Genomic DNA, 13,803 nt, shown 5'->3' with positions numbered 1-13,803 from the left:
ACCGCCTCAAGGCCATCGAGCGGGAGAACGAAGTGGCCTGACAGCTGGGGACGTTCATCCGTACGCAACTGGGGAGAAAAGTCCGTACGCCGACACTTGCAGTAGGTGGCGTCCAGGAACACGTAGGGGAAGACAGTGTGATCCAGCGGCCGTTCCTTGAACGCGGTCAGCCCCTCGTCCAGTTCGCCGCAGATGCGGGAGACCTCGGACTTGGAGATCCCGGAGTCCGCGCCGAGTGCTTTGACCAGGTCATCCACGCTGCGGGTGGAGACGCCGTGCACGCATGCCTCCATCACCACGGCGAACAGCGCCCGGTCGATGCGCCGCCAGCGTTCCAGCAGCGACGGAAAGAACGACCCGCTCCGCACCTTCGGGATCTTCAGGTCCAGGTCGCCGGCCTGCGTGGTCAACAGGCGTTCGCGGTGTCCGTTGCGCCAAGTCGTGCGTGTCTCGGAGTGCTCGCGCGGGGCCGCCCCGATGACCTCGGCCTCAATGAGCTCCTGCAGGATGCGCTCGCACACGACCCTGATTGCTTCAACTCCTTCGGCCCGACGTAGTGACTCAAGCAGCCGCATCAGCTCAGACTGGGACAGGGCCATCGCGTGCTCCTTCGGTTGAACTGCCCGTTCACGAGGGAGACTTGCGCGATGGCCTGCCCTTGTTCAGGGAGCATGCACCGCCAGCGGATGCACGCCCCGGGCAGACACTCGCGCGTTCCGGGACGCGGCCCGGCTACACCAGTTGGTGGGACACCATCCCCATCCACCCGACGGGGATGAAATCTCCTGAAGCGCTTTGCACCTCGTGCAGGTTAGGCCGCGGGGGCGTCGCAAAGGCGAGATGACCACATTGGTTAACGATCCGGCCGAGGCAGCGGCAAGGCTGGCGCCGCTTGCGCAAGAATGCCAGCAATAGGATGTTTTGCGAACATTCTATTCTCGTGCAGGGTGGATGCGGCGCACGCCAGGCAGGCCCTGCTCGCGCACTTTTCAGGACTCTCCGGAGTGCCTGGTCTTCAGCCCACCGAGGGCTGTGCGGTGATCTCCACGCGGTAGTCGACTTTCAAGGTGTCGAGGTGGGCGACGACATCCGCGTGCTGGGAGTAGGGGTACGTGAGGGTCACGAGTCGGCGGGCTCGGGTGATGGCTACGTAGTACACCCGCAGCAGCTCGCTGGATTCCGTGTGGGTGGATGGGTCCGCCCAGGCGGCGAGGAGTTCCTTGATGTCCTGCGGCTTCGGCAGATGGATGAGGACCGCGTCCGCCTCGCTGCCCTTGGCCTGATGGATGCTGGAACTGCGCATCGAGGCGGGCCGTTCTTCATCATCGGCCGCCTGGGGCAGCCCGATCAGCGAGCGGATGGCTCTTTCGAGGTCGGCGTTGGCCAGGGAGAGCATTTTGGGAGAGCCCGGCTGTGCGTCCGGGTGAGGCAGCTGGTTTTTTAGCACGGCGCGCGCCTTGCTTCGCCAGGTGCGGGCGGGTGTCGCATCCACGGGGGGCAGTTGAGCGAGGAAGGCGGCGGCGCGGCGGCGCATGACGGATGGTGTGATGTCGTGCGCGGCGAGGGTCTCGGCGAGAGGGCCGGTGCTCTGCGGGTGCCAGTACTCGCTGAGGAAGGCGGTGGCGAGCTGCAGGGCGTGGCTGCGGGCGGCCGACGGGGCCTCATCGGCGGTGAAAGCCGCTGCGGCCCAGGCCAGCGCTTTGGCGTCCCGTTCTTTGGGCGGGCGGGGTGCCGGGCTTGAGCGGGCCTTGGGGATTGCGTTGTTGCGGTGGGCCAGAGCCAGGCAGTCGGCGGGCCCGATGCCGTCGTGTGCGGTAAGTGCGGTGAAGGCCTCGCTCGCGTCGGTGACATCGAGGTGGCCGGAGATCTTTTTGCCGTGGCGGCCGTAGGGCAGGAGAAGGACCGGGGTGTCGAGGGCGTGGTGCTCGCCCACGGACAGATCCGGGGTGCTGCGCAGGGCGGGGCGCAGGGTTGCTGCCAGCTGGCAGACGGGTGGGCTGCTGCGCCAGTTGCCGTTCAGTTCCAGATGAGTGGGCAGCTGCTCGGTGAAGGTGCGCAGGTCCTGCGGGCGGGCATCGTTCCATTCGTAGATGCCTTGGTCGGTGTCGGCGACGATGACCAGGGGCAGACCTGCCCGGTGCAGGTGCTCGAGGATGGCAAGGTCGAGTTCCGAGCAGTCCTGTGCCTCGTCGACGACGATCTCGAAGAAGCGGTGGCGCAGCAGGTCGGTGACAGCGGCATCTCTGACGTGGTCGAGGGCGGCGATGCGGACCTCGTGGCCGGTCATGTAGCCGCGGGTCTGCCACAGCTGGTCGCGTTTTCGCTCGGCCCAGGCGATGTAATCCTCTTTGGTGTCCCTGGAGTTCATGAGGTGCATGCCAGGCTTTTCCCAGGTGACCCGGGTGCGCCGAGTGGTGAGGTCGTAGCTGAAGTTGAAGACGGACAGGGGTACTTTGCGCCAGCCGACGACAGCGGCGGGGACCTGGTCCCAGGACAGGACGTGCTGCCAGGTGGGCGCGGCCGGCAGGAAGGGCCGCACCAGGTAGCGCCACAGGAAGCTGTCGAAGGTGCCGATGTAGTGGGGATAGGCGGTCAGGTCCGGGCGGTTACCGGAGCATCGTTGGCGTAGTTCGTCGGCCGCCACGTTGGTGAAGGAGAGCAGGACTCGCCCGCTGCGCCGGGGGCCGGGCGGGGTCAGGCAGTGGCGTTCGACCAGAACGCGGGTCTTGCCAGCGCCGGGGCAGGCTCGCACGAAGACGGGGGCGGTGGCCTGCACGGCCTGCTGTTGCTGGGACCGGGCCTGGTCCTGTCGCGTTTCGATGTTGCTCATGCGTTGCGGTCGTCCACTCCTGCGATCCAGCGAATGGCGGTGGCGAGGTGCTCGGGCACCACGAAGCCGTCGGGTTTTTCGCTGAGGCGTTCGGCCAGGCGGTAGGCGTAGTCACCTTTGGGCAGCCTGACAATCTGGGAGGTGAAGAGGTCTCCGAACGCGGCTGCGCGCGCCTTGTCGGTGGTCGCCTTATCCACTGCCTGCCAGTGGTGGGGGGAGCGTGGGCGCAGGTCGAAGAAGACCTCTGCGAGCAGGGCGCGGTTTTCGGCGCGCATGAGTTCGGGTTCCAGCGTCGGCTTGCTCTCGGCGATGTGGAAGGCGCTCTCGGGCACCTTCCACTGCACCAAGTGGCGGCGCAGGTAGGAAGCGCGGTTGAACCCGACCTCTGCCTGCGGGTCGTCCTTGCTCTCGGGATCGCCGTCGCCGGGTGTCTGGGGGGCATCGCCCGTGCTGTCGACCGGGTTGTTGTCCGCGTCTTCGGGTTGCCCGTCGGTGTCCTGTTCGGCCTTGGCCTTGCGAGGGTCTTGGTCGGTGATCAGCACGACCTGGTCGGCGATACGTACGCCGCCGACATCTGCCAGCAAAGCCCGTATGTAAGGCTTGAAGTCCACTCCATCGACCGCCACGATGCAGCTGCCGCGGAAGACCGCCTTTGCCCGTCTGCGCACAGCCTCGTCCTCGATCGTTTCCAGCACAAGGTCGGCGAAGGCTGGTACCAGCAGGGCCTCGGCGAGGCCCTCGACAAGGATCACCCGGGTGCCGAAGAGCATGGCGCTCTTGGTGATGTCGAGATAGCGGTCCAGCTTGGCCGGTTCGTGCTTGGCGAAGGGAAGCGCTGCGACTGGTACGGCAGCCGTTGTGAAGGCGAAGCCTTGTGGGGGCGGCTGTTCTCCTTCCTGCTCCTCCGCGGCGGGCGGGGCCGGGCTCACTTCTGCCGTCTCGGGGGCGGAGGCGCTGGAGACGGGCTCTTGGGTGCGGCGCCGCTTGAGCACGACCAGGTCCTGGACGGTCGTGGCTGCGGCCAGTACCGGTGAGTGGGTGGTGATCACCACCTGGATGCGCCCGAGCGGCGTTCCCTCGGTGTCCGGCTGGAATAGCTGGGACTGCTGCGCCTGGGCCTTGAGATGGTCCAGCAGCAGGTTCTGCAACTGCGGGTGGAGGTGGGCTTCGGGCTCCTCCACCAGAAACAGCGTCAGATCCGCGCCGCGGGCGGCCTCCAGCTCGGCCAGGACGGTGGCGATGTACAGCAGGTTGGCGTAGCCGAGTCCGGAGCGGGCGATGTCTTCGACGTCCAGGCCTTCATCGCTCATCCGTGTGCGCAGCGCCCGGGCGATTGACACCAGCGTGGGATCGGCGAACGACAACTGCATGTGCTGGGGGTGCGCGCCAGCGGTGAGCATTACCAGCGGGTCGTTGATGCGCTTGCGGGCCGCTTCGACCTTGTCGTGCCCCTCCAGGGAGCGGAAGTGCTCGGCCTGCTCCTCCTCGAAGGCCTTGATCGCTTCCTCACCGCCGAGTTCGGCAGCGAGGATCAGCCGCAGCCGGTTGCCTGAGCTGGAGGCCAGTTCCTGCTGGGCGTTGCGCATCGGCGGCAGGTAGACATGCCGGATCATGCGGCGGGCCTCCGGCTCCGGGTCGTCCAGCAGCCGGCCCGCCGACCACACCGGACGCTGCGCCCGCGCATCGGCGTCCGGCCGGGCGAACTGCACGGTGTAACGGGCACGATGCCCGTCCGGCAGGCCCGCCTCCTCCGCATCAGAGACCAGGGCATGCAGGTGTGTGCCGCCCTCTGCAGGCTCAAGCCCTGCGTATACAGCGGTCAGTTCGGCAACACTGTCGGCCCAGGGATGGACGTCGTCGGCTTCCCACCAGCGGTTGCGCCGTCCGTCCAACGGATCCGTCAGCAGGCGCAGAGCGTCGATGAAGTTCGACTTTCCCGCATTGTTCTCGCCCACCACTACGGTCACACCACGCCGCAACGGAACATCCATGTCCAGCAGCGACTTGAAACCCTTGGCCCTAACCCGCCCCAGATACAACTTCTGCCCCCTATCTCCCGGGAAAGGGAGCGTACCGGGCGGCCCACCAGGCCGGGGCGGCATCCGACAGGTTCCCCCGGCGATGTACAACGAGTGGGAGGGCTCCTCCTTGACCGTCAGACGTAAGCGGAGTGATCGATGACGCTGGCGGCGGAGTCGACGCCACTGCGGACGGGCGGGAAGTGGCGGGTCAGCCACTGACCTCCCGGCAGGCCGACAAGGAAGCCCAAATGGTCGCTTTTGGCAGGTATTGCCTGACTTGGCGCCCTTGTGCGGGCCCGCACGCGTCGCCGGGATCCGGCCAAGTGCCCCGCAGACGTCGGCTGTGACGGGTTCGGCATGCGTGATGCCCCGTGGTGGGCCCTGGAATGGATGCGGTTACTGCACGGTGAGGAGCACAAATACGGCGGCGCAGAGCCGAAGATCCGTTGGAGGATGACGTGCCTGACACCGGTGAGGACCCTGCTCCGGCCGACTGCCCGGGTTGTGGGCAGCTCAAGGATGCAGCGGCGGGGATGTTCGTGGAAGTGCAGCGGGCAGATACGAAGGCAACGACGCTGTGTGGCGTGGCCGGCGGCCTGTTGGCGGTGGATGCCGCGGCGCTGTCGAGTGTGTCGAGGTCTGGTTGGCTGGCGGTGAGTGTTCTGGCGTGTGCCGCGGTCCTCCTGGGGGCGGCGCTCGTCACGGCCTTGTCTGCGATCCGCCCAGTCGTGCCCCGCGGCGGTGAGCTCCGGATTTTCGCAAGTGCTGTTCGAGGAGAGGCTGGGCCTGGGAATGCTTTGGCATCGTTCGCAGTGATGCATTCCGATGAGCGCGGGCGGGCGGAGGCGGAGCGGCTGGCGTTGTACTCCAGCCTGGCGCAGCGGAAGTTCCGTGCGGTGAAGTGGGCGGTCGATCTCACGGCAACTGCCGTAGGCATGGCCGGAATTGGCTTATTGAGCGTATACATCCTGCTTGAGAACATCGTGGCGTGATGGGCACAACGTTCGGGGGGTGCATGTATCAGCCGCATGTCTCGGTCATCGGTGATGATCTTTGGTCGCATTTGTGTCAGCTGGCTCCGGTCCGTATGCGCCCGGCCAGGAGTGTGCTGTTACGGCAGGGGGATCCGGGCACCCACGTCATCCTGCTGGTCTCCGGATCAACCTTGATCATGCTCACCGGATCGCGTGGCGAACGGACGCTGCTGGCGGTACGCGGCGCAGGTGAACTGCTGGGTGAGCTGGCGGTGCTGGACAACGAGCCTCGCACTGCGTCGGTCATCGCCGCAGAGGACTGCCGAGTGCACATCATCCCTGCCCCTGACTTCCTGGCCTTCGTGGACCGCCACGATCTGCAGGCCGCGCTGCTGCGTCATGCCATCGCGCGGGTTCGCGAAGCGGAGACCGTACGCCTGGAGATGGCCACTTCGGCCGTGCCCGTGCGCCTGGCCTCGGCACTGGGACGGCTGCTCCACGCGGCGTCGGCGGGCGGCGCCGAATACCTCGTGCGACTGACACAGCTGGAGCTGTCACAGCTGATCGGCGCGTCCCGCAACGCCGTGGGAACGGCCCTGAAACCGTGGCGCGAGCAGGGATGGCTCGCCACGGAGGCCACTGGCGGACTCATCATCCGTGACATCTCATCGATCCAGTCACACGCTCACGCGCAGACGTGACCGACCGCACCGGCGCGGTGCCCAGCACTGGGCACCGCCGGTGCCCGGGCGCGTCCAGCATGAGGCAGCACACCCACTCGGTAGTTCCCCGACTCGATGGAAAGGTTGCTGCCTCATGCCCTCTCTCGTCCCGCCCGACGTCACCGATGTGCCGCCGGAGCATGCTCTGTTGACCGTCGACATGAAGGAGTACAGCAAGCTCCCCGAGGCGATAATGGCGCCCGCGCGGGCCGATCTGGACAGCATGCTGACGACGGTGCTCGCTCAGTGCGGGATCGGCGACGCGACGCTGCTCGGCAGCGTCAAGGATCGTGGGGACGGTGCCATCTTCGTGTTGCCAGCCCGGCACGCGGCACGGCTGGTCGACCCTCTCCTCGTCCACCTCGGTCAGGCACTTGAGCGGCGCGAGCAGACCCGGCTGGCCAGCACACCGACGATCCGGTTGCGGGCCAGCGTGCACGTCGGTCCTCTGGCGCCGCCGGAGCACCGGGGGGACGCGGCCAACGACGCCTGCCGGCTGGTCGACAGCGACGCGGCCCGCCGGGCCATGAGCGCCGCAGTCGACCACAAAGTGCTGCTGGCTTGCGTGGTGTCGGACACCGTGTTTGGCCGCACGGTCGCCGCGGGCCGCACGCCGGCTCTCAGGGAGCAGCACTTCCAGCGGGCCACCGCCCGCGTCGAGGGCAAGCTTGGCTTCGAGCAGACCTGCTGGCTCTTCGTCCCCGGGCTGGTCCCCTCGGTGCTCGTTCCCTACCTCACGCAGGACAGCGGCGCCGTACCCGACGGCCGTGCCAGCCAGCCCGCTGAGCGCAGTGCAAAGGGCACCACCGCGAACGAGAGCAGCGGCGCCGTACGCCAGAAGGGCAAGGCCAGCGGCAAGGCCCGGCTGATCCAGGTCGGACGCGATTACATCCCCAGCCGGGAGCAGTCATGACCGACGCCGAGGGCACCGCGGCGGTGCTGCAGCAGAGCGAAGCGTCCGGACAGGCGCAGGTGACGCAGGTCGCCGGCGACTATGAAGAGCACTACCACCAGTACGTCCGGGGCTGGCAGTACCTGCGCTACGTCTGTGTCGACGACGGGGAACTGGATCTCGCGGAGCACGCGTTCGTCGATTCGCCCGGGCCGCAGGGATCCGGCCAGGTAGCGCAGGCCGTCAGTATGCTCAGCCGCTCCTACGGCAAGAACCACGTCCTGGTGCTGTGCGGGGAGTCCGGCACGGGACGGCGCACCGCCGCGCTGCATGCGCTGCGCAAGGCGGGGGTGCCCAGGAAGCAGATCGGCTGGCTGGTCCTGGACTGGGACCGGCCGCGCATCGAGCAGATCCCCCACGTCGAGGGGCACGCCTGCATCCTGGACCTGACGGACTACCGCGACCTGTCGGAGGACTTCTACACCGGTCTTGCCGACTACCAGAAGCAGGCACAGGCCGCTGACGCCGTTCTGGTCATCCTGGCCGATCCGAACGGCTGGAACCCCAGGACCCTCGCGACCGTGCCGACCGTGCACCTCGCGCGCCCCCCGGCCGCAAAGGTCGCCGAGGCCCATCTGCACCACCTCGCTACCGGCCGGACGGACTGGCTGACGCAGGATCCGCTCAATGACCTGCTCGCCCCCGGGGCACCGGCATCCGACGGCGCCCGGCTGGCCCGGCTCATCGCGGAGGCCAAGGACGACGGCCAAAGCGCAGTCGGCAAGCAGTTCACCGACTGGCAGAAGCATCTGGAAACCTGGTTCGAGCGGCACTGCGCGCCTGAAGACCTGCAGGAGCGCGCGCTGCTGATCGCGGCCGCCCTGCTGGATGGAGCTCCGGCCGCCGTCGTACTGGGAGCCGCGGACCATCTGTTCACGCAAGTCGGTGGTGAGCTGCCGCAGGGCGGTGCACTGTCCGGCCGTGACCTGGACAGGCGGCTGGACGCGATCGACGCCTCCTACACGGATGACGAGGGCATCTCCCTGGAGGAGAAGCAACGCGGGCTGTCCGCGGCTGCGCTGAAGTATGTTTGGCGGCAACGGCCTCAGCTGCGGCCCGTGCTGCTGGAGTGGGCTTCCCAGATCAGCGCACCCAACAAGATCGCCGTTCGTCATCTGCAGCGCATAGCCGACTGTCTGGTGCCTCTGTCCTTGCTGCCGGGCGGCGCGACCGTGCTGTCCGTGGCCAAGCGGTGGATCGAGACCGACCGTATGGCGCACCGTGAGCTGGCCACTCATATCCTGGAGACCATGGCGCTGCACCCGGTCGCCGGCGTCGCCGTACGCAAGCAGCTGTACGACTGGGCCCAGCAGAAGTCGACCAGCGAACAGTTGATCGCCGCGGTCGCCGCGGTCTGCGCGGGCGAGCTGGGCCGGCGGTATCCCCGGGTCGCCCTGACCCGGCTGCGGCTGCTGGCCTCCCGCGATGACGACCAGGCCCGCGGCGCCGTCGCCAACGCGGTGCGCACCCTGGCAAGCGCTCCCGAGCAACGCGACCTGGTGCTGTCGGAGATCGTGGAATGGGCAGAATCCAGCGACAGCACCATCCGAAAGGCCGGAGCGGGCACATTCCTGGCCCTGACCGACATCACCAGCGACGTCCTCCTGCCGCTGCCCGCGAACCGGAAGAGCACCGGTGAGGTCGTCGACGCTCCCAATGCGCTGGCCGGTCACCTGTTCGTCCGCGGCTGGCACGCGACCCTTCTGGAGCCCACGGCAGCGCAGGCGGCGTACCGGCACCTGGCGGCCTGGCTGGACTCGCCCAAGCTCCAGGACGACCAGGTCCTGCCCCTGGCGGCGCAGGTGCTGCGCGGCTATGTGGGCCAGGAAGGCCCCTCCGGCCTGCTGGTGGGCTCGCCCGACAGCTCCGACCTGGGACGGGCCCGGCGCGCACGGCTGTTCGCCCAGCTAATCTCCGAAGTGGCCTCCCCTATCGGCCCCAGCGCCCTGGCGCGGTCCGGCGGTGACGGCGCCGCCGTGACCGCGTGAGTTGGCTGCGCCGGCGCAGCAGACCGGTTCGGCCCACGGATGTGGCAGGGGCGGGCACGGCTCATTCGCTCATGCTGAGCAACGAGCGGATGGCAAGCCGCATCGGCAGTGTGTACTTCACCGTCCGCATCACCGGGAGCTGGCAGTGGACGCATCCCGGTGACACGGGCCAGGGCGACCTAGCGATGCCGGCGCGTGAGCACCTGCGCCGGCAGGCCACGGAAATCCTGTGCCGGCACTCCGTTCTGGATCTCGCAGCGGCCCACGACGCCATCAACTCATCCTTGACACGCAGCGGTTGCCCCATGCCCGGACTGGAGGTCAGCGGCAAAGCCGAACTGAGCGCCGCGGCAGCGGACCGCGCCCTGGCCGAGGAACATGCCCGCCGGCAGCAAGCAGCAGACCTCGAACACGGCGAGGAGCTGCACCGCCTGGCCCAGCTGCAGCAGGTGCTCGCCGACCCGGACCTACGCCGCGTGTGGTGGATGGCCCAGTTCCCCGACCGCTTCAACGACCTCGACAACCTGGCCCAAGCACTGAAAGGGCTGCCTACGCCGCAAGCGGCGCAGCACAACAACCTGCGCGGTGACATCCGGCGTTTCACGGACAACCTCGTCACCACCCTGCACACCCCGCAGCAGCGCGAAGTCTTCGTCCAGGCCCTCGTCCAGACGCTCACAGTCCTCGGCCACCACCACCTGGCCACCGCCGCTGCCCGCCACCACCGCCCTCAAGATCCCGGGAGCACATCGGCATGAGACTCCACACCGCACGCTGGCTCCTGGCCCCCGTGCGCCAGCTACGCACCCGCCGCCTCATGGCCCGACACGGGCCCACGCTGACGTACAACACCGCCTGGGCCCTGATCACCCTGCACAGCACACCGGACGAAACCCCCCTCGTACGCGCCTGGGCCCGTGAGAACCCCGGCGCTGCCCCCGGCATCCACCACGATCAATGGCCCACACTGAACAAAGCCGAACAGCAACGCCGCCTCAAATGGCTGCGCAGACACGGGCACTCCCCCATCCAGCTCCTCCAGCTCGACGCCGGCCTCATCCAAAGCGCAGGCCTCCACGTCCTGGACTGGGGCCGCCCACCGATCCCTCCCAAACCCAACAGCACCACGCCACCCTCCTGGTCGCAAACCCGCAAGCAGTCCTAGCAATCCTCTGTACATGCATGCGCCGACCAACACGGCAGACGAGCGGCCCCCTTCGAAGCGACGGCCACCGACGCCCTCCATACGGTATGGGGATAGTGCACCCATGACTGGGAAGCGAGAAACGATCGAGGACAGGCTTCCGCTGACCCGACAGCATCACCCGACCGAGAGTCCGTCCCTCCCCCTTCCGTAACCGCGTCCTCCTCGTCGGACGGGGTCTCTCCCGGCTCGCCGCCCTCACTGCCGGTGAGCTGCTTGACCAGCGCCATCAGCTGCGCGGCCTGGGCCTTGATGCCTTCGACCACGTCGCCATCTACGCAGGTGGCGGCAACGTGCTGCACTCACCGCCCACCCGGCCGCACCGTGTCCGTGACCCCTCGCGACTGCCATGCCGGAGGGGGATTGCGTAGGCACGGCCCGCCCCTGACTCAGTTACAGGACCCCGTCAGACGTGTCTGCGCGCTGGCCGTAAGTGGGGAATATCCGCTGGCCGTCAACACCCGATCACTAGGGTTCAGGGGCAGGAATTCAAGAGGGCGGGGATGGGCGCGTGCGGATGCGTGTATGGGTGGCGGCAGTGGTGACGCTTGCCAGCGTGGGCATTGCGCTGGCGATTGTTCTGGCCTTGGCGGGGAACGCAGCCACGGCGACGTCACGCTGGCCCTGGCTGCTGGATGAACTCAGGCAGCACCCATGGCTATCGCTCGCCGTCTTCGGGCCATTGGCCATCACGGCAGCCGGCGTGACGGCGTGGATGCAACTACGCCCACCAGCAGCCCTAAACGACCCGCCGCCACCCCCTCCCGTTTCCGTCCCGGAATGGTTCATCGACCGTGCGCAGACCCGCTCGGCCGCCGCCGCGGTGTGCCGCAGCGGGCGCGCCGTAGGCATCACCACATCCCTGTGGGGAGCAGGAGGATTCGGCAAGACCACGCTCGCCGTCGCCGTGTGCACCCGCCGACGGGTACGGTGGCGCTTTCGGTCCCGCCTCTTTCCTCTCCGGCCCCGGATCTATTCGGTCACCATCGGCCGGGACGTCCGAGGAGATGCCGCTGTAGCAGCCAAGGTCGTCAGGAAGCGTCCTCCCCGCCGACGCGGGGGTGTTCCGGAGGCCGCGACTCCTCCTGGCGTTCGGCCGCTTCACCCCGGCTCACGGGGCATCTCGTCAGCATGACGCGAAAAGCGTCGAACTAGCGCCCTCTTCCGGTGCGGTCTGAGATCCTGGAGTCCGATCGAGAGGGGCCGAAGGCATGGAGTGGAAGACCCACGGTGAGCGGCAGGTCTACACGAACAAGTGGGTGAACCTGTGTCTGGTCGACGTCCAGCAGCCCGATGGGCGCAGGTGGGAGTACCACGTCGTTCGCCTGCGGCACCTGGCCGTGGCCGCGGTCGTCAACGACCGGCAAGAGGTGCTGATGATGTGGCGCCACCGCTTCATCACGGACTCGTGGGCCTGGGAGTTGCCCATGGGTCTGGTCGAGGAGGGCGAATCGCCCGAAGAGGCGGCGGCCCGCGAAGTGTTGGAAGAGACCGGTTGGCGGCCTGGCCCCATCAAGCCCCTGATCTACGCCGAGCCGGCCAATGGCATCACCGACTCTCAGCACCACGTCTTCCGCGCGGACGGCGCGACCCACGTGGGACCGCCCATCGAGATGAACGAGTCGGACCGCATCGAGTGGATCCCGCTCAGCGAAGTACGCGCGATGATCGACCGCCGCGAGATCGTCAGCAGCGGAACCCTCGTCGGCCTCCTCTACGTGCTCATGGATGAAGCGATCCGCTGACCGGCGGGAGGACTGCCCGTAGCCGTGCCTCGAAGGCCAGGGTTGCGGGCTCCTGCCTGTGTGGGGCCAACTGGTCGTAGAACTCCCTGAGATGGCCCGACACCCGCTCTGACGCCACCACCGATGCAGACTCCAGGGCCTGCGTGGCGGTGCTGCATGCCTGGTCGACTTTCCCTTGGTCAAGCTGTGTACGGGCCAGCCAGAAGGCGTGAAACGCCCGGCCCCGCTGATTGGTGCGAGCCTCTCGACGCAGCGCGTCCGCGATCAATGGTTCAGCCGTCGCCGCCTCGCCCAGACGACCGTGGGCGATGCCCGTGTCCACTATGAGCTTCAGCTCGTCGAAGTAGGTCACCCATGACGGGTCCGGGTCGCTCGCCTGGATCTGCTCGAAGTGGCGGTGCGCTTCCCCGATGGCCTGGTGCGTCGCCGTACGGCTGCCGAGCGTGGCATGGGCGAATGCCTCCCGCATGGAGAGCATCGACAGGACTCGCGGCGTCGTTCCGAAAGCCGAGCGGGCCTGGTCCTGGGCGGCGGTCACGAGCGCCAGTGAATCCGCGGGCTTGTCCTGGTAGGTCGCCTGCAGGCTCATACAGGCCAGAACGTTGGCCATGAAATGGCGGTCGTCGATCTCCTTGGCCAGTTGCAGAGCCTCGGTGAAGTAGGCGCGGGCCTGGCTGTACTGGCGGGCGTCGAAGTAGGTCCAGCCGGTGAGGCGTGCCAGCTCGGCCGCGATCCCGTACAGGCCGTGCTGGATGGACGGCGGGCGGCTCTCCTTCAGCAGCCCGACCACATAGCGGAGCTGGCCGACGACGGCCGGCCTCAGTGCCTCGCCGCCGTGTTGGTCATCCCGTCGCCAGTAGTCCTTGATGGAGGAGCGGAACGCTTCCAGGGTGGCCGCGCTGAGATTGGTGCGCGTGGCCAACGCCAAGATGCTGTCGACGTCCGGGCCCGGCAAGGACGCGAGTGAGCGATCCTCGGGCTCTGCCACTTGCGGCGCCGCGCGCTCGGTCGCCGTGAGAGCCTGCGGCGTTTCCCAGGGACGGCGGGCAAGCCCGAGCATGTCTCCTGGGATGCGCAAGCCGTCCGAGATGCGCTCGATCACGTCCATGTGGAGCAACTGGCGTTGTCCTGCGATTACTTCGCCGACCCGACTCGGGGTCAGGTCGCATCGCCTGGCGATCATCGACGGGTAGATGCCCGCTCGGGTCTTCACCAGCCGGAAGACTTTCGCGAAGTCCCGCACCCGGCACGCATGGATCATCTCGGGGTCGGTCAGCAGCCGGGCAGGTAATTCCTGAGGCCGGTCGGCGTCGGGCATCGGGCCAGCTCCCACACTGCGAGGGCTACGCAACGTCGTGGATTCTCTA

The 13,803-nt window shown here is 67.8% G+C and carries 11 protein-coding genes; 7 read left to right on the top strand and 4 right to left on the bottom strand.

What is annotated here, in order from left to right:
* From ACFYW5_RS35885 to ACFYW5_RS35875, 3 genes are all read right to left on the bottom strand, one after another.
* Positions 1-599, bottom strand: a 599-nt coding sequence (locus tag ACFYW5_RS35885; protein ID WP_389421339.1) for a transposase, incomplete at its 3' end; no start/stop codon positions are given.
* Between the two features lie 416 nt (positions 600-1,015).
* On the bottom strand, positions 1,016-2,830 hold the full coding sequence (locus ACFYW5_RS35880) for a UvrD-helicase domain-containing protein (protein WP_389421338.1): 1,815 nt from the start codon (positions 2,828-2,830) through the stop codon (positions 1,016-1,018).
* A complete protein-coding gene (locus ACFYW5_RS35875) occupies positions 2,827-4,869 on the bottom strand; it encodes an ATP-dependent endonuclease (RefSeq protein ID WP_389421337.1) in 2,043 nt (680 codons plus the stop codon). Before ACFYW5_RS35875 ends, ACFYW5_RS35880 begins: the two co-directional genes overlap by 4 nt.
* A gap of 440 nt (positions 4,870-5,309) precedes the next feature.
* Between ACFYW5_RS35875 and ACFYW5_RS35870 the strand changes: the two genes are divergently transcribed.
* The 7 genes from ACFYW5_RS35870 to ACFYW5_RS35840 all read left to right on the top strand — a co-directional run bounded on the left by ACFYW5_RS35870 (position 5,310) and on the right by ACFYW5_RS35840 (position 12,436).
* The gene (locus ACFYW5_RS35870; protein ID WP_389421336.1) at positions 5,310-5,843 is read left to right on the top strand and encodes a Pycsar system effector family protein; all 534 of its coding nucleotides are present in this window, start codon (positions 5,310-5,312) and stop codon (positions 5,841-5,843) included.
* Positions 5,843-6,526: a Crp/Fnr family transcriptional regulator gene (locus ACFYW5_RS35865; RefSeq protein ID WP_389421335.1), complete on the top strand. Its 684-nt coding sequence runs from the start codon at positions 5,843-5,845 to the stop codon at positions 6,524-6,526. Before ACFYW5_RS35870 ends, ACFYW5_RS35865 begins: the two co-directional genes overlap by 1 nt.
* Positions 6,527-6,641: 115 nt before the next feature.
* The gene (locus ACFYW5_RS35860; RefSeq protein ID WP_389421334.1) at positions 6,642-7,460 is read left to right on the top strand and encodes a hypothetical protein; all 819 of its coding nucleotides are present in this window, start codon (positions 6,642-6,644) and stop codon (positions 7,458-7,460) included.
* A complete protein-coding gene (locus ACFYW5_RS35855) occupies positions 7,457-9,487 on the top strand; it encodes a hypothetical protein (protein WP_389421333.1) in 2,031 nt (676 codons plus the stop codon). Before ACFYW5_RS35860 ends, ACFYW5_RS35855 begins: the two co-directional genes overlap by 4 nt.
* A 71-nt stretch (positions 9,488-9,558) precedes the next feature.
* Entirely contained in the window at positions 9,559-10,245 is a 687-nt protein-coding gene (locus ACFYW5_RS35850; RefSeq protein WP_389421332.1) for a hypothetical protein, read from the top strand.
* Positions 10,242-10,652, top strand: a complete 411-nt coding sequence (locus tag ACFYW5_RS35845) for a hypothetical protein (RefSeq protein ID WP_389421331.1) — start codon at positions 10,242-10,244, stop codon at positions 10,650-10,652. The genes ACFYW5_RS35850 and ACFYW5_RS35845 overlap by 4 nt, the downstream gene beginning before the upstream one ends.
* A 1,250-nt stretch (positions 10,653-11,902) precedes the next feature.
* Positions 11,903-12,436 (top strand): NUDIX hydrolase, encoded by a 534-nt coding sequence (locus tag ACFYW5_RS35840; RefSeq protein WP_389421330.1) that lies wholly within the window; start codon positions 11,903-11,905, stop codon positions 12,434-12,436.
* Here ACFYW5_RS35840 and ACFYW5_RS35835 read toward each other — a convergent pair.
* Positions 12,414-13,754 (bottom strand): hypothetical protein, encoded by a 1,341-nt coding sequence (locus ACFYW5_RS35835; protein ID WP_389421329.1) that lies wholly within the window; start codon positions 13,752-13,754, stop codon positions 12,414-12,416. The two genes, ACFYW5_RS35840 and ACFYW5_RS35835, sit on opposite strands and share 23 nt — an antisense overlap.
* Positions 13,755-13,803: the final 49 nt, after the last annotated feature.

It is taken from the genome of Streptomyces sp. NPDC002779 (genome assembly GCF_042888685.1).
GTDB lineage: Bacteria > Actinomycetota > Actinomycetes > Streptomycetales > Streptomycetaceae > Streptomyces.
Note: the sequence above shows the minus strand (reverse complement) of the source record. Positions and strands in the feature narration are given on the sequence as shown.

Excerpts from the sequence above, each read along its gene's own strand:
- ACFYW5_RS35835 (WP_389421329.1), bottom strand. The coding sequence starts at position 13,754 with ATGCCCGACGCCGACCGGCCTCAGGAATTACCTGCCCGGCTGCTGACC.
- ACFYW5_RS35860 (WP_389421334.1), top strand. The coding sequence starts at position 6,642 with ATGCCCTCTCTCGTCCCGCCCGACGTCACCGATGTGCCGCCGGAGCAT.
- ACFYW5_RS35850 (WP_389421332.1), top strand. The coding sequence starts at position 9,559 with ATGCTGAGCAACGAGCGGATGGCAAGCCGCATCGGCAGTGTGTACTTC.
- ACFYW5_RS35880 (WP_389421338.1), bottom strand. The coding sequence starts at position 2,830 with ATGAGCAACATCGAAACGCGACAGGACCAGGCCCGGTCCCAGCAACAG.
- ACFYW5_RS35845 (WP_389421331.1), top strand. The coding sequence starts at position 10,242 with ATGAGACTCCACACCGCACGCTGGCTCCTGGCCCCCGTGCGCCAGCTA.
- ACFYW5_RS35855 (WP_389421333.1), top strand. The coding sequence starts at position 7,457 with ATGACCGACGCCGAGGGCACCGCGGCGGTGCTGCAGCAGAGCGAAGCG.
- ACFYW5_RS35840 (WP_389421330.1), top strand. The coding sequence starts at position 11,903 with ATGGAGTGGAAGACCCACGGTGAGCGGCAGGTCTACACGAACAAGTGG.
- ACFYW5_RS35865 (WP_389421335.1), top strand. The coding sequence starts at position 5,843 with ATGGGCACAACGTTCGGGGGGTGCATGTATCAGCCGCATGTCTCGGTC.